This window comes from Bythopirellula polymerisocia (assembly GCF_007860015.1).
In the GTDB taxonomy this organism is placed as follows: Bacteria; Planctomycetota; Planctomycetia; order Pirellulales; family Lacipirellulaceae; genus Bythopirellula; species Bythopirellula polymerisocia.
The window spans coordinates 235,993-255,192 of record NZ_SJPS01000003.1 but is presented as its reverse complement, the minus strand read 5'-3'; the positions used below and the strand labels follow the sequence as shown (position 1 = coordinate 255,192).

The window sequence follows — 19,200 nt, the reverse complement described above, 5'->3', positions numbered from 1 at the left end:
GTTGCTTCTGCGACACTGATCATTGTGAGGATTCTCGCGGATCACCGCGTCTGTATCGCTGGAAATCCCGATTTCTTGCTGTGGAATAACGCCAAAGAGTTGCCAGAAAAGGCCATTAGACGCTAATTTATGTTACCAGCGTTGCCAGCAGCTTCTCAAGCTAGTCGTTCAACCAAGCAACTCGACTAAGCAAAATGCCTGCTTCGATGTAAACTCTCTCCTGGGAGAGTGTTCAGATTAGGATCTTGATTGAGTAATTGGCTGGTCGGATGGATTTAGTAAATCAACAATTTGCCTGAGAACGATTGCAAGCAACCACGCTTCTCTGTAGTGAACTGATATGCATGGAAATTCGATAGAGTCCGCTTTGAAATTCACTAATCTGGCCGAGATGCTTCAAACACGCGCTTCGCAGTATCCCGCGCGGGAAGCATTTGTCTTTGAAGACGACGAAGGGAACCAAGAGAGTTGGACCTATGCCGAACTCGAAGCAAGGTCACGGACCTTGGGTAGCTGGCTTGTGCGGCGGGTAAACCTTGGTGATCGGGTCCTGTTGGTCTATCCGCCGGGATTGGAATTCATCGCGGCTTTCCTCGGGTGTATCTATGCAGGGGTCCTCCCTGTGCCCGCCACTTATCCCAAGCCACGCCGTCCTTCTCCCCGCTTGGATTCCATAGTCGAGGACTGTCAGCCAAGTCTTGTACTGACGCATAGTTCTTCTCTCGGAGGGATATGCTTGGAGCAACAGTCTCCCGCAATCAGTGAACTGAGCTGGGAACCGACCGACTTGATCCCCTCGGCAGAAAAAAGTTCCTTCGAAGCAGTTTCGCGTAGTGCTGAGGATCTGGCGTTTCTGCAGTATACCTCCGGATCGACTTCCGATCCTCGCGGCGTCATGGTCAGCCACGGCAACATTCTGCACAACCTTACTGCGATCCGAAGTGGTTTTGCGTTGGAAGAGAATGTTCATCAGCAGGGAGTCTTTTGGCTGCCTGCCTATCACGATATGGGACTGATTGGTTCGATTCTCACTCCAATGTTTGTAGGGGGGACGAGCACGCTGATAGCCCCAGCGACATTTCTTCGCCGGCCGCATCGCTGGTTAGAGCTCATGTCTGAAAAGCAAGCCGCGATCAGTGGTTCGCCCAATTTTGGCTATGAACTGGCCGTGCGCAAGACCACTGAAGCTGATCGTGCTGTCTTGGATCTGAGCCACTGGCGGCTTGCTTTTTGTGGGGCTGAGCCAATAAATCCCTCAACTCTCGACGAGTTTGCCTCGGCTTTCGAGCCCGCTGGTTTTCGTCGCAGTGCGTTCTTCCCCTGCTATGGTATGGCCGAGACTACTTTACTGGTGACCGGTGGGCAGCATCCTGACGGGCCGCGCATATTGCATGTCGACCGAAATGCCAAGCGAGAGCATCGAGTCGTCAGCCTCGCTGAACGCAACGGAAACAGCCAAGCCCTGGTCGGATGCGGCCCCATCTGCGAGGGACTTACATGCCGAATCGTGGACCCGGTATCGCTGATGTCCTGTGACGAAAACCAAGTCGGTGAGATCTGGGTGCGGGGAGGCTCGGTTGCCCGGGGCTACTGGAACCAAGATTTGACCAACGACGCAACTTTTCGCGCTAGGCTGGCAGATAATGGAGAAGGTGAGTATCTCCGCACGGGCGATTTGGGGTTCAATTACGAGGGTGAGCTTTACGTCACGGGCCGCCTGAAGGATGTGATCATCGTGCGCGGCCGAAATCACTATCCACAGGACCTGGAACGAACGGCTCAGCAGTCTCACGAGGCTGTGGACATGGGTGCAGCGTTTGCTGTCGAAGTTAATCGGCAGGAGCAATTGGTGCTGGTGTTCCAATGGCGGCGAGAATTCCGTAATTCCGACCACGAGGCCATGATGCATGCGATCCGCACTGCCATCGTCGAGGAGCATGAGATTGACCCCCATGCGATTGTGCTAATTCGTCCTGCAAGTCTACCCATCACCTCTAGCGGCAAGGTGCAAAGGCAAAAGTGTCGCGAGCAATTTCTGAATAACGAACTTGCCATCACCGCCCAGTGGACTAATCGTCTATGTGGAGGAGACGACCTTCCTGCAGAACCAAGTTTGGAACGATCCGCGTCTCCTGATTTTCTTTCCAATGCTGCCAATATGAGTTCCGAGCAACTCCAATCCCAGTTGCAGGATTGGTTAGTCGTATGGCTCGCCAATCGCACCAATATTCAGCCGGGCTCGATGCAGCCGGAAACCCCATTTGCTGAATTGGGAATCGACTCGCTAACGGCCGTAGAAGTAAGTCAGGAACTAGACCAGGTACTTGGTTTGCAATCTCCTCCGATGGTGATTTGGAGTTGTCCCTCACCGAAAGAATTGGCCGAGTATCTAGCAGGCGAACTGCAGGCGTGTAAGGTGCGTTAACGGTTTTCAAGTGCTGCAAGTCCGCGCAATCAATGCGAGGTTTTCTTCGCTTTCCAGCGGAATCATGAAGACTTTCTTGTGTGTGGCGATCAATTGTCTTGCTAGCATGTGAATAAATCGGTAGTGCCTATTACCACTTGAAATCTTATCGCAATTCTTATCAGAACAATGTTGACATCGGCGGCGCACGCCAACTAAAATTAGCGCCGAAGACATGTTACCATCGCAAGTTTTCTTCCTCCGCCCCCAATCCCACCGTTTTTTTTCCTGCCAAAGTTTGATCGCTTCGCTATCGCGAAGACTCTGCCTTGAACCTGTACCTTTATACCCTAAGGTGATTCTATGAGACCTGCGCAAAAATCTGGCTTTACCCTAGTTGAATTGCTTGTTGTGATTGCCATCATCGGTACGCTCGTTGGTCTATTGTTGCCAGCGATTCAGGCCGCACGCGAATCTGGGCGCCGTTCCCAGTGCGTGAATAATCTCAAGCAAATGATGCTTTCCGAGCAGCTGTATCATGACACAAAGCAACACTATACGATGGGTCGTGAAACGCACTGGCAGCAAGGTGTCTCTTGGGCATTTCATATGTTGCCATTCATTGAGCAGGGAAATGTTTATGATTCTTTCGTGAAAGAAGCGCCAGTATTTGACGAGCGGAACGCGCAGGCGATGAGAACTCCCGTCGAGACTTTTTATTGTCCGACGCGGCGAGAGCCCAATGCCGATCGTGATTTCGACAACAATGACAGCCCCTCGACGGTTCAAGATGTTGCGGCAGGAGGAGATTACGCTGCCAATGCCGGTCTCGACTACCACTGGGGTACCACTGACAAAGATTGGGAAGAGACTCCTGACATCGGTGCTGTTGTTGGTCCTATGTTTACTTTTTCGAAAATCAAGGCACAGCAAGTGATCGATGGTTTGTCGCAAACGTTTGCCATCGGCGAGCGACATATTCCTGCCGAAGTCGACTCTGAACCGGGTCTCGAAGATCACGACAAGGGAGACACGGCTTTCTTTGCGGCGGATAATCCGTTAGCAATTCTAGCGGGAACACAAAATGGGTTGGCGTCTGATCGCAATGACCCGGACAATACGAAATTCGGCAGCGAACACAGCCAAATAGTTCATTTTGCCTTCCTCGATGGTCATGTCTCTGCCGTTAACACATCGATCGACAAACAGACCTTTCGGCATCTATCGACGATTGCCGATGGGCAAGTGGTTGATACCAGTGCGTTGTGACCGATGGACAATATACGAAGCGTTAGAGCGATCTCTCAACTTAGAAGCATTTTAATGCTGCTCTCCCACTTCCGGCAGCGATTGCATCGTGACTTCTGAGAAGCTCACCGGATCGACCTGCGCATCTGGCTCTGAATGACCGGCCAGTGTGGCACCGTTTTCTGGGCCGGTGGGAATCGGCTCCGCAGCTACATTTGGCTTCCAAATTGGCACAGATGTTTGCAGGTCTGCGGGGTTTGGCTCAGGCGGCAATTCACTCTCGAAAGACTTTTCTTCAGTGGAAGCTGGGAGTTGATGCACGCTATCGATCCGTTGCTCGTAGGGCCCGTAAGCTACTCGTGGAGCAAAGGATGAAGCATAATTGATTTCCCTCGGTCGACCACGAAGACTCTCACGTACGGCGGCATCTTGATAGGCGGCCATGGGCCAACCTCCCTCACTTAGGTAGACGCCGTCGTAATCGAGTAGCGTCCCTTTAGCGTAGTGTACGTTTTTCACCGCCACGGCGTATTCAGCCAGCGAGCGGAAGTAGCGGGTCTCCGAGTTGGCCAGCTGACGCTGGGCTTCAAGTAGTAAATCAAGTGGAGCTTTGTCCGCGTTGAACGCGGCTTGGACTGCCGCCAGTTGTTGCCGTGCGGCATCGAGCCGGTTGAATGTCGTTTGCGAAACCACGTAGGCCCGCTTTAATTCAGCGACTGCGCCAGCCAGATTGTGTAGCACCTGATGTTCCTGCTCACGCAACAAGGCCCTTGCCCGGCAGAGTTGCAGTTCGGCATTTTTCACCGCAGCGTAGCCGCGTCGATAGCCGAGGGGCACATTCAGTTCCACACCCAGTTGCCATTCCTGGAAATCACCACCCGTGAGATTGTTGTAGGCATTGTCAAATGGACCCACGCCATTGTTATCGGGATCCAGGAGGTCATTGCCAAACCCACGCCAGCGATAGCGGCCGACGGTGTCTAACTGAGGCAGCAGGTGATTTCGACTGGCAATCGATTCGAGCTCGAACCGACGGGTTTCGAATCGCTGACGTCGCAATTCAGCCCGGCGGAGGACCGCTTCGCGAGTGGACTCGGTCCAATCAAAATCGACGGGGGCTGTAAGTGGTTCATCGGCAGGACGCAAGAGTCGCCCGTCACTTGGCGGTAAACCGATCAAACGGCGCAAACGTCGCTCCGCGACTTGCACGCCACCGTTGCCGCGGAAGGTGCCACCACCACTGCCGTTATCGGTACGGGTACCATCGATAAGCAGGCCACTTAGTGCATTCTGTACTTCTTCCTGGAAACGAAAGAATTGCTCGCGGGCTTGGGCTTCTTTCTCCGCCTCGCCGCCACGGCGGCCTGACTCGTATAAGGCATGAATCCGACGCCAGGTTTCCAGGGCCGCATCACGCGCGGCAACCTTGGTTTCCAGATCACGGTAGGCGTAGTAGAGATCCCAGTAGGCGTTTTCGATATTGCTCACAAGATCGCGTACGCCGATTTCAAATTCCGCCAACTCGATGTCGGTGTTCACCCTGGCAATCAACACGCCATTGTATAAACCAGGGATGTTCGTAGGACCTGCGATGCGGTTATATTCCATTCCATTGCCTTGGAGCAGCGGATGGCGAAATTCAGTTTCGAAATTCACATTCCAGGCACTGGGGAATAGATTGCTCGGCGCGTTATTGGCGTCGTAGTCGATGTTGTGACGGAAGGCGAACTTGGTGCCAGTGACGGCCTGTTTTGCTATCTGGGACTGAAACACGATGGCATCCTGGTTCAACAAACGCGTGCCGCCGCCGAAGAATTCGTTGTTGAGTGCTCGGTCGTTCTTTTCGCCATAGATACTTGTCGAAAACTGTGCATCGAAGGCACTCAGCGCGGCGTCGACACCAAAACGTGGGTCAGTCTCACGAATCGCGGGGTCCCAGTAGGTCTCGACCGTCGCGGGAGCACGCAGTAAAACGCCCCCCAAATCGCGGAAGACCTTGGACTGGGAGAGTGCCATTTGCACAACATTCTCAAGCTTCACGTCCCAGTAATCAGGCTGCTCTGTACTCGTGAGTGACAAGGGCTCCAAGGTGGCCCAATCCTCGCTCATGCTGCTGCACTGGGTCACGGGATACTCAATCTCCGTTGCAACAGCTCGATAGCAATCGTCCGAGACGGTGGCCTTGAATGTGCAATCTCGCCGTGAACGGCATCCCGCCAGCACTGCCAGCAGGCAGAGCGGAATTAGGGCCAATTGCGAGCGGAAAAAAATTGACATGCGATCAGTTGCCGTTCTGACGAGGCGGAATTCTCTACAAACGGTGCAATGCACCTACCCCAGCGGGTGGTCTTAGTGAGTCTTTCGGCGTGTTAGAAGCGACACAACCATGATTTCCCGCACCAACCGCAAAGCTTGCGCAGTTTGCCAATGTCGGCAGGTCTCACAAAATATCAGCAGGAAGTTCTCTGATCTGAGGACTCATCCGCGAAAGAAATCCTCCGTCCTGCATATACTGAAAGGTGATGAGCACACTCGAACCCTACGAAACCACTCACGATAGTTGGCAGCAGGTGGAGGATTTCCTCGCGAACCTCCACGAACTTGCGCGTGCGCCAATCGAGTCGGATGCTTTCTACCGAAAACTGCTAGCAGGTTGTGTGGCGACGCTTGCCGCACGTGGGGGTGCGATCTGGCTGCCCGGACTCCGCAGCAATTGGCAACTCAGCCAGCAAATCAACAGCGAGCACTTTCTGAATGACAATCAGGCCGAAAACCTAAGACTGTTACAGAATTCTGCTAGCTGGGATCGGCCGCAAGTCCTCTTGCCAGAGGGACGGGAATCTCCTGCTGACACGGTTCTCTTGCTCGGGGCTGTGCATGACGCAGACACTCAAACGGAAGCTTCCAAGCGTCCTCGCGCGATTGTCGAACTGTTCCTCCGGAGCGGATGCAGTCCTGCAGTGCAGCATGGTTGGGAGGAATTCCTCGCCACGGTGTGCCAAGTGGCTGCCGAGTTTCATACGCATGAGGAACTCCGCAATCTGCGCAGTGAGCATGCCAGCCATGCCGAAGTGCTAAATCTCATTCGGCGGATACAAGCCGGCGAGAACCTCACTGGGTTAGCGTACAACATTACCAACGAGGGGCGCCGGTTTCTGGGGGTGGATCGCGTGAGCTTGGTACTCCGTAAGAGTACGAAATGGCATTTGCAGTCTGCCAGTGGTACAGAGCGTTTTGAGTCCCGGGCCGAAGCTGTCAAGCAGTTGGAAAATCTCGCCCGAGTGACGGCCCAGTGGAGCGAACCCATAGATTACTTCGATTCATCGAAAGCAGTTGCCGACCTGCCGACTGCGGTGGGAGACGCGCTACAAGAGCATCTGGATAGCTCGCATGCCCGCCGCTTGGTTGCTGTCCCGATCCAGTTTCGCAACAAGGATCGTACTGACACAACGTCGCACAAAAGTGATGAGTGTCTTGCGGTGTTAATTGCTGAGGATTTCGGCACGAACAACGATCAGCTGTTGAGATCACGTGTCGTTGAATTGGCCGACCTCTGCGAACCGGCCCTGCAGCAGGCGGTCCGTTTGGACCGATTTCCCGTGCGGACGACACTCGCTTGGGCCAATCGCTGGCAAAAGCTCTGTGAGACTTGGGGTGTTAGCCGATTGGCCCTCGCCGCAGTGGCAATCGCCTTCGCATTGGCGGCACTGGTCTTTGTGCCCGCCGACTTTGAGATTGAAGCCTCGGGAACGCTTGTCCCCCAGGTCGAGCAAGATATTTTTGCGACGACGAATGGAACAGTTCGCGAAATCCTCGTGCAACACGGTGATCAAGTTACTAAGGGTGATGTGCTTTGCGTGCTCGACGATCCACAATTGTCGTTGGACCAGGAACGCGTAAGAGGTGAAATTGCTACCGTCCGCAAGCGGCTAGAAGCAATTGCCGTGGCACGTACCGATCGGAAATCGCGCGAGGAACCTAGTACAGACCGTTTGCCACTTTCCGCCGAAGCCAGGCAATTAGAATTGCGACTTGCAAGTCTCGAACAACAAGCCGCCATCCTACAGGGCCGCGACCAAGCATTGACACTCCGCAGTCCGATGGACGGCATGGTGCTCACACTTGATGTGCAACACCTGCTCAGAACCCGACCCGTCGAGCGCGGTCAAGTGCTTTTCACCGTGGCAGATACCAACTCAGGCTGGCAGCTTAAGGCACGTGTGCCGCAGGACCAGATCGGTCATGTGCTTACCGCCGAAGTTGAGACGGAGGCACCGCTTCCCGTACGATTTAAGCTTGCGGGGGATTTGGAAAATGTTTTCCAAGGTCATGTGACGGATATCAGCGAGACAGCCGTATTCGACACGGAAAAACTCGCTGAGGAACTGCCCGATATTCAAGTTGATGTTGCTGTGGATTCAGAACATCTCCCCGCGGCACGACCAGGAATGGAGGCCAAGGTCCGCATGCTATGCGGCAGAAAGCCGCTCGGCTATGTGTGGCTGCACGGGGTGTGGGACAACCTCTACGGCTGGTTGGCGTTTTAAGAGGATTGCCCGAGAAAGGTACGATTCGGTGAAAATGGATAGATTTACGTTTTACCTCTTATGCGTAGCAGTTACGCTGCCAGTTCCCTCTGCGGTGCAGGCCGAAGCGCCGATCGTTGCGGTAGTCCTGAGCCCGCTGGAAGCGGCCGAAGTTCCTGCCCAACAAACGGGTGTGCTGCGAGAGATAGTCGTCAGTGAAGGTGGCATCGTTGCAGAAGGAGAGACGCTTGCACGCTTAGATGACCGCCAGGCAAAACTTGATGTGGCCAAGGCAGACCTAGAAAGCTCCCAGACCAAGGCTAGAGCGACCAATCAAATCCGGGTACAGTTCGCCGAGAAGTCGTTGGCCGTCGCCAAGGCTGAATTGGAACGGTCCCAGGAATCGATCTCCCAGTTCGCAAAGAGCATCTCTCAATCGCAACTCGACGTAGAAAAGCTCACGGTCGAGAAACTCACTCTAGAGGCAGCTCAGGCCAAGCATGAGTTGGAACTTGACGATTTCGCCTGGAAACTCAAACAACAGGAAGTGGCGGAAGCTAAACTGCGACTTGCGCAGCACGAGGTACAGGCACCCTTCGCCGGAACCGTGGCTCTGATCTGGGCACGTCGTGGGGAGTGGGTCGAACTGGGCGCGCCGGTGGTGCGGCTCGTGGCAATCGACAAGCTCCGTGCCGAAGGTTTTTTGGACGTAGATCTGCTCAAAGACGACCTGCTTGGCAAAGAAGTCCTCTTTCGCTCAGGCAAAGGTGAACAGGCGATCTCAACAAAAGGAACGTTGCGATTTATCAGCCCCGAGATGGATCCAGTTACTCGCCAGGTGCGGGTTTGGGCGGAGATCGCCAACCCTGAAGGAACCTTACGCGCCGGTCTGCAGGGAACACTGGAAATCGTTGAATAGGCACCTTATTGAATGGCCAAACTTTCAGACTATCTCCTGGCAACGGCGAATCGCCCGCTCGGACTACGAGCACGGGGGGACATTTCGCAAATCGCTGTATCTTATGGCGATCAGAAAAGTTATGTGCTGAAAGATCCACTCACTCTGGAAGTCTTTCAGCTCACTGCCGCCGAGTGCTTTTTGTTCAACGCCCTGCGTCAAGAAGTTACCCTGGCGGAACTGCAAAAGCAATTTGAAGCCAATTTTGCACCGCTCACTATTACACATGGCGTACTGCAGCAGGCAGTGGCTCAACTCTTCAAAAATGGATTGCTTGTGAGTACCGCTCCAGGGCAGGGTCGAGAGCTCTTGGAACGTGCCACAAAGCGACGTCGCAGCGAACGTTGGCAGAGTCTGTTGCGAGTACTCTCGTTTCGCGTGGCGAGTTGGGATGCCACAGCCACGATTGAAGCGATCTACTCGAAAGTGAAGTGGGTATTTTCACCATGGGTTGGCATGGCAGTCGCCGGTATTGTGATTTATGCGATCTTGTTGCTGCTGGGGCATGGGACGCGAGTGATCGCCAGGATGCCATCGGTCAGTGAACTGACCGCGCCGTCTTATTTGGTATTGTGGCTCCTCACTATTGTGGGTGTAAAAGTGCTGCATGAATTGGGGCATGCGGTCACCTGTCGTCATGTGGGAGCACGCTGCCATGAAATGGGCGTCATACTCCTGGCGCTCTTGCCCTGTTTATATTGCGACGTGTCTGACGTATGGCGAATACCAAGCAAGTGGAAGCGAATGGCCGTCTCGGCGGCGGGGATGATCGTCGAACTAGTTATCGCGGCCGTGGCACTTATCCTTTGGTGGCATACTGAGCCAGGGCTCCTGCACACCTGGCTGTTGGGGTTAGTAATTATTTGCTCGATCAGCACCCTGGCAGTTAACGCCAACCCGCTGTTGCGCTACGATGGGTATTATCTTCTCTCTGATTTGCTGGAAATTCCCAACCTGTCGGGACGCGCTTCTGGGCTTTGGGGTGAGCGCTTGCGAGATTGGCTGCTCGACCAATCACACGCCGCCGATCCATTGATCAACTCGAACCAACAGCGGCGGTTGGCAATCTATGCAGTGGCTTCTCGAATCTACAGTGTGATCATTATACTGGCGATCTTTGCAATGCTGTTTGCGTTTGCGCGACCATACCATCTTGAAAATGTCGTCATCATGCTGGCGGCGATCACTGTGGCCGGAATATTCATCGGTCCTTGCCTGGGAATCTGGCAAGTCATTCGGAATCCGGCAAACCGATATCGATTACGTAAGCCGAGGCTGGCACTAGTCGGCGCAGGCCTTGGTGGACTGACTTCGCTAATACTGCTCGTGCCGATTCGCCACACGGTCGAGGGTTCCGCGGTGTTCGTGCCTGCCGAAGGGAACGCGATCTACGCCACCGAACCGGGGCAATTACTATTCGCGGTCCCTGCGGGAACTGTGGTCCAGCCAGGAGATACGATCGCCCGTCTGGCCGATCCCCAGGTCGAACTTTCGCTGGCTAAGTATCGCGGCGAGCTGGCCGAAAAACACATGCATGTTGATCAACTCAAAACCTTGCGGGCACTCGATTCCCGAATTTCGTTGCAACTGCCAACCGCCGAGTCGGAATTGCGAGACGCGGCAGCGCAACTAGCTCAGTACGAACGACGCGCAGCAAAGCTCACAATGCATGCGCTCGTCGCGGGGACAGTGATCGCGCCCCCCGAGGTGGAAGCCAAACGAGCTGCAGACCGACTACCTACCTGGAGCGGTTCGCCGCTCGAAGCGCGGAATCAGCATTGCTGGATCGAGCCAGGAACCGTGTTCTGCACCATTGGTGACCCGCAGCAAGTCTCGGCCTTGGTCACGGTCGACGAGCGGGACATTGCTGAAGTAGAGATTGGGGATCCGGTGCGGATCTTACTTGGTTCGGCTCCGGTGCGGATTCTCAGTGGAACGGTCTCACAGGTCGCAAGCCGGGCGCTGCATCCCAAGGGAGATCAATCAACAATCGACGACAACCGTGTTCACGTTGTCGAGGTGCAACTAGAAGAACAGGACGCACAGGCATTGTTGGGTTCGCAAGGAACTGCCAAGATCGAAGCCAGCCACGCGACGTTAGCACAACTCACGACGAATTTTGTCAAACGCAAACTCCGCATGCCGTGGTAAGGCTCAAACAGGTTTGCCATAGCAGCCTACTTAAGGGCCAACTTCACGCTGCGACCACTGGTATTGAATTGCAGCTTTTCCTCTCGGGCCAGCCAACCAACACCCGCAAGCACCAGGTCGGCAGGGGCGTCGATTTCTTTTTTCAAGGCCGCCAAAGTCGATTCGCCGTTCTGCGAGAGCGTAGCCCAAATTGCGCCGGCGGTAATCCCGATCTGCTCATAACTCAACGTGCTTTGGGTCTTCGAAGCAACACCGTTGGACGACGCCTTGCTAACTGGTTGTTTGGTTGAAGTAGCGGGCTTAGTTGCTGCAGACGATGATGGTTTCTTCTTGGCCATGTAGTTCTCCTTGCGCACGTTCGTAAAGGAAAGGAGGATTGCTTGCCGCGGTCAATCCGACGCTCTGTCAAGATACCCGAAACGAGACATGCAGCCAAGAATGGCAAGAAAAACCCTTAGGGGCAGCCTTGCTGGCTGCCATTTTTGGCCGTGGATTTGCTCTAGCCTTGAAGCATTGCTCCACGTTAGCGAAAAAGGCCGGTCTTGTTAAACGCCTTGCGGGCTGCAGCCTCGTCGTTGGCGATATCAAATACCTTATTGAGCTTGGTAATCTTGAAGACTTCCAATATCTCCGGACAAATGCCACTTAGCTTAAGCTTGGCGTTGTATTCTTTCGACTTCTTATTGAGCCCCACTAGTTTACTCAGCGCCGAAGAAGCCATGAACTGCACCGGTGAAAAGTCAATAATGACGCGATCCTCCGTTGACTTGTTCACGGCAGTGTTTAGGTCTTCAAAGAGTCTCTCCAGGACGACCGGTTCCACCAGTCGATCGTCCAGAATCTGGATCGTAAGAATTCCGTCCTTCGAGGTAGTTTGAATCGGCATCGTCAGTTACCCTTCTACAAAGCGAAGATAAGTCAAATCGAATTTATCAGATTTTCAGTGTATCATCCCGTAGCGGTGGCTTCCAGCCGCAGTCTTAAATCTTCCTATCAGCAGCGGCTGGAAGCAACCGCTTCAAGAGAATTCAATGTTTTTCGGTTGGTTCAAAAATCGTCGCCGTCGCCGGTGGTTAGCTGAGCGCTGGCAGAATACGTGGGAGTCGCATCTCCGCGAGAATGTCTGGCAGTACGCTCACTTGGATGGAACTCGGCAGCAGCGGGTGAGGAATTTCGTCCATATTCTTTTTCACGAGAAGGACTGGGTCGGTGGCAATCGGCTGGCAGTGACTGATGAAATGCGGGTAACCATCGCCGGTCAGGCGGCACTGTTAACGCTGGGATTCGAGAAGCCTTACTATTTCGACCGTTTGCAGACGATAATCGTCTATTCGGGTGTTTATCATTCTCAACCTGCAGAAACCTCCGATCTGATCCTAGGGCACCTAGAGTCATCCCTATCGCTCCCGGATGTGCGGTCCGGCGAATCCTGGCAGGGAGGCCCTATCGTGCTGGCTTGGCAGGCCACGAAGAACGAAGGCCGTCGACCGAAGTGCGGTCGGTCGGTGGTGATTCATGAATTCGCCCACCACATGGACAGCCTAGACGGAGTAACCGATGGCGCTCCTCCGATGACCGATTTTCAATTCGAGAAGAAGTGGTATCAAGTAACCTCCGCCGAGTACAATCGCCTGGTGCAAAGTAGTCAGCGCGGAGAACGTACTCTACTCGACCGATATGGTGCTACCAATCATGCAGAGTTCTTCGCCGTGGCGGCAGAATGTTTTTTTACTAGGCCCCACCAATTGGCTAGCGAACATAATGAACTCTATGCCGTACTGGAGCGACTCTTTGGACAAGACCCGCGCGAGTGGCTGCCACCGCTTTCCGCGTCGTAACCAAAAACGATTTGATTCTGTTTTCTTCTGCTATGGCAGATTGAATCGGCTCCGGAACCCTTTAAGCTGGGAACACTTATGCCTTTGAGGAAAATCTGCTAAAATAGAAAGTTGACTTGACAATATCACGATTTCCGGAAGAGTAAAAAAATGTCCCATACTTCGCAGCGAATCATGATGATTTCTACGCATGGCTACGTCGCGGCGGAACCAGAGTTTGGCAAGCCTGATACAGGTGGACAGGTTGTCTTTGTAATCGAACTGTCTCGCTGCTTGGCGCGTCTCGGGTACGAAGTCGACATTCTCACTCGCCAATTTGAAGATCAGCCCGCGGAAGAGCAAGTTGACGACCGCGTGCGGCTCCTGCGATTCCCGTGTGGTGGAAAGCATTTTATTCCCAAAGAAACGCTCTGCGAAGCAATTCCTGAATGGGTCCAGCACGTCGCCAAATTCATCCGCGATGGAAACATCGTATACGACTTCATCAACAGCCACTATTGGGATGCTGGCCTGGCAGGACAAGCTCTTGCCAATCGGTTGAGGATTCCCCATGTTCACACACCGCATTCGATTGGTGCCTGGAAGCGTGACAATATGGATGGAAGTCCGGACGAATTGGAGCAGAAATACAATTTCCGTCGCCGTATCCGTGAAGAAAAAGTTGTCTATGACGAATGTGATTTATTGATCGCCACGACCCCCGTTCAACGTGACTTTCTGCTTTCTCCCGAGGGAGAATACGATTGCACCCGCAACAAGATTCGAGTTATCCCCCCGGGTTACGACGACCGCCGCTTTTTTCCCGTCTCGCGCGCCTCTCGGCGGAGCCTCAAGCAACAATTTGGCCTCGAAGGCCGCGTCGTGTTGGCCTTGGGACGCATCGCAAAGAACAAGGGTTATGACCTCTTGATCAGGTCGATGAAGGAAGTATTTGATCGAGTCCCCGAGGCGAGGCTCGTTTTGGCTATTGGCTCTACCTCGCCGAATCCGCAAGAGGCTGAGATGGTCGCTGGCTTCAAGGCATTAGCAAGCGAACTAGGGATCGAAGATCGCGTTGTGTTCCACGACTATATTCCCGACGAGGAGCTCTGTGACTACTATCGGGCTGCCGACGTTTTTGCACTCAGCAGTCGCTACGAGCCTTTCGGTATGACCGCCGTCGAGGCCATGGCCTGCGGCACGCCGACTGTAGTCACAACCGAAGGTGGCTTGTGGGAGCAAGTGATGTGGGGCCGCGACGCGATTTACGCCAATCCATTTGACCCCCCCGCGTTTGGTCATGCAATTGCCTCGGTGTTGCAATACCCTGAGATCTACGATCAGTTGGCGAAATACGGTTGCCAGAAGGCGCGAGCCCATTTCACCTGGACAGGCATCGCCCAACAATTGCTCGCCTTTGTGGATGACCTTCCACGAGCTCCTTCCGATGAAGACCCCACCTACGAAGAGCCTCCGGTCCATAGTCTTATGGGAGAGAAGTCGTGGACAACCGGTTCTTAATCGTTAGCGATGTCGATGGAACCGTACTCGGGGATGACGAAGCTTTAGCACGGTTTGCTGATTGGCTTGCTCCGCGCCGCGAGCAGTTTTTCCTTGCCTACAACTCGGGACGCCTTACCGATTCTATTCGAAAATCGGTAGAGACGACGGGTCTACCCGAGCCGGATGCCTTGATCGGTGGCGTAGGAACGCAGATCGAATTGTACTCGACGCGACAGAGGCTCGAGGATTGGCCCCGCTTGCAGGGCAACTGGGATCTGCAGGTAATCCGCGAGACCCTCTCTGCTTGCGATGAACTCGAACTGCAGCCCGAGGAGTTTCTCGCAGACCACAAGATCAGCTACTTTGCCTATTGCGCCGCCGACGAGGAACTGGCCAAATGGAATTCGCTCCTGGAAAAAGCAGAGCAGGGGGTTCAGCTCGTTTACAGCTCCAAGCGTGATCTCGATTTCCTGCCCGCCGGCATCAACAAAGGTGCCGCCACAGCACGCCTGGCCGAGTATTGGCAGATTCCTGCCGACCGCGTGTTCGTTTGCGGAGACACAGGAAATGATATTTCCATGTTCGAGCAGAACTTCCAGGGGATCGTCGTCGGCAACGCCTTGCCAGAACTCAAGGCACTCAAGTCGCCGCGAATCTACCATGCCCAGGGACACTACGCCGCCGGCGTTGAAGAAGGCATCCGCCATTGGACCACAAAGCAACACTGGGATAGATGAGAAGAGCATAGATTGGTTAGCCGCGACGCAGAGCCCCAGCGCAGCGGAGCGCGTTACCTCGCTCAACTCACCACCCCCACACGCGGCACCACCCGCTCCGCCTCGCTCGCGAGTTCAAAAAAATCGGCACGAGCAAACCCAAACATATTCGCAACCAAACTAGAGGGAAACTGTTCACACAGTTGATTCAATTCCCTGACGTTCCCGTTATAGAAACGGCGCGACGCCGCAATGCGGTCTTCGGTGTTGGCCAATTCAACTTGCAGGGCCAGAAAATGCGTGTTGGCCTTGAGCTCGGGATACGCCTCAACAATCGCAAATAGTCGCTTCATTCCAATTTGCAGTGCCGTCTCATCCACGGCATGCTCAGTTGCCGATCCGTGATTCTCCAGCGCACGAGCACGCAACTCACTCACATCGCGAAAGACCTCCTGTTCGTGCTTTGCATAACCACGCACGGTCTCAACAAGGTTTGGAATCAGCTCATAACGCCGCTTCATCTCGACGTCGATGTCCGACCAGCTTTCTTGGATGATTTGCCGCAAACGGGCGAACCGGTTGTAGATGGCAATCAACCAAACCAATGGCAGCAATACCAGAGCAGCCAGAACAAGGATGGGGATAAATGCTTCCAAAATATATCTCTCAGCGGAAATGGAAGTCGAGTACTACGTCACAGCTAATTGTTTTGGGTTTCGCGATTCCGTACCGGCGGCTTCCTATACTTAGTTCTGACAATGCTCTAGTTGCTCAATTGCTGCGAATCCGGCTCCAGCGATTCGGTCACATAGCTTGGCCAACGACCAAAAAACTCATTCGCCCAGTGTAGCGTCCTCTTGAACTTTGTAGGCGTCCAACTGCTTGTACCGGTGTAGAGGCAGCAGGCCCGCCGAGCAATATCGATGCCGGGTGGGTCGCTATCAAGTAGAAACTCCATCATGCGAGGGTGCAGCACGTCGTAGGCAAATTTCTTGTCGGAACTCTTAACATGAAACCGATCGCTAAACTCGGCCGACTCAAAATCGATATCATCAAAACCAATCATCCCGGCTAGCTTGTCAAAGAACCCTTCCTTCCTCACGATCAGATCGCACGATCGCAGGAATGGTAATTCCAGAATAAGATAGCTGAAACTGTAGGTCCGGGTCGTGCGATTCTTCCCCGATCCGCTCGTTTCACGGAAGCGATAGTCCCCCATGACAACCGGCCAGACTCGCCCCTCAATCACCGTTTGGCCTCGTAGCGTATGGTAGGCATACCGCGAGTGCCCGCGGGTGAAGACGCCAAATTGCGGATAGCGATCTTCGTGCGACCAATTTTGCGAGTCGTCAAAATGCCATCCCAACTCGGCCGCCAAATCAGAAAGCTCTTGCCGCCGTTTCTGCATTTGCAGATGGCCAAAGTAGGCAACGATCGCCCAGATAGCCAGAGCAATTAGAATGAAGGCAATTGGATTCATCGGCGCGCGGCAGGTTAATGGAACTATTGCCAGTGAAGGAAACATTCACCAGAGTATTCGCTCTTCCAGGCTAATTATTGTCTGGCAAATTGTGAAACAGGAACAGGTGAATATCCTCGAAAAAAGTAGGGTGAGTGGTCCTGTCGGCGCAGAAGGCGAACACCTACACCTCGTGGCCTCAGCCCGCTTCATCAGTCGATGTGACCAGCGTCAGTTAATGCCAATCGTAACCGCAGTGGCGGCATCGCTTTGCAATCGGAGTGCGTAGCTCGCCGTTACACAGCTCACACCGAACGACTTTAACGGCGAACTCTGTTTCTTGGTCGTCCAAGCCTTTCCTATCATCTCGAATTCGGATGACAATCCGCTCTTCTTCCCGTCCAATTCGCACCCACTTTTGCTCGAAGTCGAAAACGTATAGTCCTGTGCCGGTAGTTCCTGGTCCTACCTGAAAAGTTGCTTCGTCGGTAATACGCTGTACTCCACCAAGTTGCATGAGGCGCCACACAAGGCCCGGTGCCAAATTCATGAAGTAAGTTGACGGTTTCCAGCGTGGCAACCAAGAGTACCAGACGGAAATCCTCGAATCAGAAATCTCCGCTGTACACTCGCCTTGTCGAAGAAAGAAGCACAATAGTTTAGCATCACCTTCATGGACGCACGACCTCTCTCCCCCTCAATGACTGTGAGCGCTTCGAGCAGTCCGGCGTCTTCTGGAATGTTCTTAGGCATACTGATATCGTACCACGATCTGCGAGGGAATCTTGCGGATGGTGTGACACATTTTTTCAGGTATTGAGGTCCCATAACTGCTTCGACTTCATCGTCCGTGCAGTATTGCAGCACCGGCCTAAGTCCCTCGGTTTTATCGACAGCCGCTAGAACTGGATGGGATTTAAACCCTTCGGGATACCAGAGGCGTTTGAGGATGCTTAAACGCCTCAAAGCCTCAATGCCGCTACCAGAAGCCACATGAATCCCGGAAGAACCGTTTTTTAGACTTCCCCATTTTGATCCGGTTCCAGATGCAGATCATGACAGGCTTTCACAAAACTGGCAGCGCTCCAGGCTTGATAGGCCTTGCCCATGGGGCGCCCCGTCACTGCATGGTGCCATTCGTTGAATTCCCATTCGGCAGTCACTCCCTGAGAGCAGAGTCTCGCTAGTTTAACCAACTCACGGCGTGCGACATCCGGCATCCCCAGGCGGTGGATATAGCGAACCCAAAGGCCGCCGATAAACGGCCAGATTCCGCCGTTGTGGTAATGATCCGGCAAATTGAGCACGTTGACTGCAAAATAGTCCCGCCACTCTGGGTCACCCGCATAGATGGGGGGATACATATTGCGCACCGGCCCCGGCTCGTTGACTCCTACCCCCCACAAAAAGCGGAAGGTCATCATCGCGCGGTCCTTGTCGACGAGATTCGTCAGGTACGCCAGCAAGTTACCATAGACATCACAGCGCCAACTGTAATTAAATGGCGAAACTTGAGCGACCAGATAGCGGGCATCACCCAGTTGGTATTGCACATCAGCAAAGCTGGGGCCGCTCTGGTTCTCATCGATCGCTGTGGACGGCCAAAACCGACGCAGGATCACACTCTTCACGTGTTTAGACCAACTGCGATAATCCTCGGCTCGTTCGGTTGCGCCAAAGTGGTCGAGCATATCCGCATGGCATTGCAGACACCGATGCCAGAGCACTTCGTCATAGAGCACATGGTAACTGCGAGCAAACAGATCGGTCCAATCACCGGCCTCGGGTATCTCCAGCAAACCACAATTGTTGGCGTCGAGGGCACCAAGCCAATCCACGGCTCTTTGCAGAGTATCGCGAAACTCTTCGGCCAGCGACCAATCATCGAGATGACGGCACAGATGATGGACGGCGATGATAGTCCACAAGGCGCTATCGATCGAAGTGATTCCTCCCACGCCGCCATACTCTGGCTCGTCGGTGTCGATCAGCACATGGGCCGGAAGTTGTCCTGCAGGTGCCTGGTGGGAGAGAATGGTGCGGAGGGTCTGGAATTGGCAGGCGCGGATCGGCTCATCGTCTAGATCGAGGGTCCAGATGATGGTCTTGGCTCCGTCGCGGGCCCACACCGAACGGTAATTGGCGTCGGTCCCGTAAACTTGATTGTCGTTGAGCGAACAAGCCGAAAAGCCCTTGGGGGTGATATTCCTCTCGAGCGCATCGACAGCACGTCCGTAGCCCAATTGAAGGAGAGCTTGGTCCTCTGCAGTGAGATTGCTGTAGTGGCTCGGATCAAACAGGATTGGCTTCGGCAAAACGGGTGCTCCTTCGTGGTGGAAAGGCGGCATGCTCTCGTGGAATATCTGCTATGCAAACCTAGCATGATAACAGATTCATTTCGCTGAGGGGGTAGCGATT

Annotated in this window: 16 protein-coding genes; 8 read left to right on the top strand and 8 right to left on the bottom strand. The window is 54.0% G+C overall.

From position 1 onward, the window contains the following. Positions 1–367 precede the first annotated feature (367 nt). Together Pla144_RS10585 and Pla144_RS10580 are read left to right on the top strand one after the other, a co-directional pair. Positions 368–2,425: an AMP-binding protein gene (locus tag Pla144_RS10585; protein WP_197530564.1), complete on the top strand. Its 2,058-nt coding sequence runs from the start codon at positions 368–370 to the stop codon at positions 2,423–2,425. 342 nt (positions 2,426–2,767) lie between these two features. After that, the gene (locus Pla144_RS10580) at positions 2,768–3,673 is read left to right on the top strand and encodes a DUF1559 family PulG-like putative transporter (protein WP_146450647.1); all 906 of its coding nucleotides are present in this window, start codon (positions 2,768–2,770) and stop codon (positions 3,671–3,673) included. A 51-nt stretch (positions 3,674–3,724) separates the two neighbouring features. Here Pla144_RS10580 and Pla144_RS10575 read toward each other — a convergent pair whose 3' ends face one another. After that, positions 3,725–5,929 carry a TolC family protein gene (locus Pla144_RS10575; protein WP_146450646.1) on the bottom strand — a complete coding sequence of 735 codons (2,205 nt, stop codon included), beginning with the start codon at positions 5,927–5,929 and terminating at the stop codon, positions 3,725–3,727. A gap of 245 nt (positions 5,930–6,174) precedes the next feature. Between Pla144_RS10575 and Pla144_RS10570 the strand changes: the two genes are divergently transcribed. Genes Pla144_RS10570 through Pla144_RS10560 form a run of 3 tightly spaced genes read left to right on the top strand, consistent with a single transcriptional unit; the run spans position 6,175 to position 11,287 of the window. Next, a complete protein-coding gene (locus Pla144_RS10570) occupies positions 6,175–8,199 on the top strand; it encodes an efflux RND transporter periplasmic adaptor subunit (RefSeq protein ID WP_146450645.1) in 2,025 nt (674 codons plus the stop codon). A 34-nt stretch (positions 8,200–8,233) separates the two neighbouring features. Beyond that, on the top strand, positions 8,234–9,097 hold the full coding sequence (locus tag Pla144_RS10565) for an efflux RND transporter periplasmic adaptor subunit (protein ID WP_197530563.1): 864 nt from the start codon (positions 8,234–8,236) through the stop codon (positions 9,095–9,097). 12 nt (positions 9,098–9,109) lie between these two features. After that, positions 9,110–11,287, top strand: a complete 2,178-nt coding sequence (locus tag Pla144_RS10560) for an HlyD family efflux transporter periplasmic adaptor subunit (protein WP_146450643.1) — start codon at positions 9,110–9,112, stop codon at positions 11,285–11,287. Between the two features lie 26 nt (positions 11,288–11,313). Here Pla144_RS10560 and Pla144_RS10555 read toward each other — a convergent pair whose 3' ends face one another. Beyond that, complete coding sequence (locus tag Pla144_RS10555; protein ID WP_146450642.1) at positions 11,314–11,625, bottom strand: winged helix-turn-helix domain-containing protein; 312 nt, start codon at positions 11,623–11,625, stop codon at positions 11,314–11,316. Between the two features lie 185 nt (positions 11,626–11,810). Then, positions 11,811–12,173 carry an STAS domain-containing protein gene (locus tag Pla144_RS10550; protein WP_146450641.1) on the bottom strand — a complete coding sequence of 121 codons (363 nt, stop codon included), beginning with the start codon at positions 12,171–12,173 and terminating at the stop codon, positions 11,811–11,813. A gap of 145 nt (positions 12,174–12,318) precedes the next feature. Between Pla144_RS10550 and Pla144_RS10545 the strand changes: the two genes are divergently transcribed. From Pla144_RS10545 to Pla144_RS10535, 3 genes are all read left to right on the top strand, one after another. Beyond that, positions 12,319–13,125, top strand: a complete 807-nt coding sequence (locus tag Pla144_RS10545) for a M90 family metallopeptidase (protein ID WP_146450640.1) — start codon at positions 12,319–12,321, stop codon at positions 13,123–13,125. 150 nt (positions 13,126–13,275) lie between these two features. Then, positions 13,276–14,625 carry a glycosyltransferase gene (locus Pla144_RS10540; protein WP_146450639.1) on the top strand — a complete coding sequence of 450 codons (1,350 nt, stop codon included), beginning with the start codon at positions 13,276–13,278 and terminating at the stop codon, positions 14,623–14,625. Continuing rightward, positions 14,607–15,344 (top strand): HAD-IIB family hydrolase, encoded by a 738-nt coding sequence (locus Pla144_RS10535; RefSeq protein ID WP_146450638.1) that lies wholly within the window; start codon positions 14,607–14,609, stop codon positions 15,342–15,344. Before Pla144_RS10540 ends, Pla144_RS10535 begins: the two co-directional genes overlap by 19 nt. Before the next feature lie 62 nt (positions 15,345–15,406). Here the strand turns inward: Pla144_RS10535 and Pla144_RS10530 are convergent, their stop codons facing one another. From Pla144_RS10530 to Pla144_RS10510, 5 genes are all read right to left on the bottom strand, one after another. Then, positions 15,407–15,979: a LemA family protein gene (locus tag Pla144_RS10530; protein WP_197530562.1), complete on the bottom strand. Its 573-nt coding sequence runs from the start codon at positions 15,977–15,979 to the stop codon at positions 15,407–15,409. 107 nt (positions 15,980–16,086) lie between these two features. Continuing rightward, complete coding sequence (locus Pla144_RS10525; RefSeq protein ID WP_146450637.1) at positions 16,087–16,848, bottom strand: hypothetical protein; 762 nt, start codon at positions 16,846–16,848, stop codon at positions 16,087–16,089. Between the two features lie 169 nt (positions 16,849–17,017). Next, a complete protein-coding gene (locus Pla144_RS10520) occupies positions 17,018–17,332 on the bottom strand; it encodes a hypothetical protein (protein WP_146450636.1) in 315 nt (104 codons plus the stop codon). Beyond that, on the bottom strand, positions 17,329–17,535 hold the full coding sequence (locus tag Pla144_RS10515) for a hypothetical protein (protein ID WP_146450635.1): 207 nt from the start codon (positions 17,533–17,535) through the stop codon (positions 17,329–17,331). Before Pla144_RS10515 ends, Pla144_RS10520 begins: the two co-directional genes overlap by 4 nt. Positions 17,536–17,798: 263 nt before the next feature. Further along, positions 17,799–19,097, bottom strand: a complete 1,299-nt coding sequence (locus tag Pla144_RS10510) for an amylo-alpha-1,6-glucosidase (RefSeq protein ID WP_197530561.1) — start codon at positions 19,095–19,097, stop codon at positions 17,799–17,801. Between the last annotated feature and the right edge of the window lie 103 nt (positions 19,098–19,200).

What these genes read in the sequence shown, in the direction of transcription:
- Pla144_RS10580 (WP_146450647.1), top strand. Translation starts at nt 2,768, where the DNA reads ATGAGACCTGCGCAAAAATCTGGCTTTACCCTAGTTGAATTGCTTGTT.
- Pla144_RS10575 (WP_146450646.1), bottom strand. Translation starts at nt 5,929, where the DNA reads ATGTCAATTTTTTTCCGCTCGCAATTGGCCCTAATTCCGCTCTGCCTG.
- Pla144_RS10570 (WP_146450645.1), top strand. Translation starts at nt 6,175, where the DNA reads ATGAGCACACTCGAACCCTACGAAACCACTCACGATAGTTGGCAGCAG.
- Pla144_RS10565 (WP_197530563.1), top strand. Translation starts at nt 8,234, where the DNA reads ATGGATAGATTTACGTTTTACCTCTTATGCGTAGCAGTTACGCTGCCA.
- Pla144_RS10560 (WP_146450643.1), top strand. Translation starts at nt 9,110, where the DNA reads ATGGCCAAACTTTCAGACTATCTCCTGGCAACGGCGAATCGCCCGCTC.
- Pla144_RS10555 (WP_146450642.1), bottom strand. Translation starts at nt 11,625, where the DNA reads ATGGCCAAGAAGAAACCATCATCGTCTGCAGCAACTAAGCCCGCTACT.
- Pla144_RS10550 (WP_146450641.1), bottom strand. Translation starts at nt 12,173, where the DNA reads ATGCCGATTCAAACTACCTCGAAGGACGGAATTCTTACGATCCAGATT.
- Pla144_RS10545 (WP_146450640.1), top strand. Translation starts at nt 12,319, where the DNA reads ATGTTTTTCGGTTGGTTCAAAAATCGTCGCCGTCGCCGGTGGTTAGCT.
- Pla144_RS10540 (WP_146450639.1), top strand. Translation starts at nt 13,276, where the DNA reads ATGTCCCATACTTCGCAGCGAATCATGATGATTTCTACGCATGGCTAC.
- Pla144_RS10525 (WP_146450637.1), bottom strand. Translation starts at nt 16,848, where the DNA reads ATGTTTCCTTCACTGGCAATAGTTCCATTAACCTGCCGCGCGCCGATG.
- Pla144_RS10520 (WP_146450636.1), bottom strand. Translation starts at nt 17,332, where the DNA reads ATGAATTTGGCACCGGGCCTTGTGTGGCGCCTCATGCAACTTGGTGGA.
- Pla144_RS10515 (WP_146450635.1), bottom strand. Translation starts at nt 17,535, where the DNA reads ATGCCTAAGAACATTCCAGAAGACGCCGGACTGCTCGAAGCGCTCACA.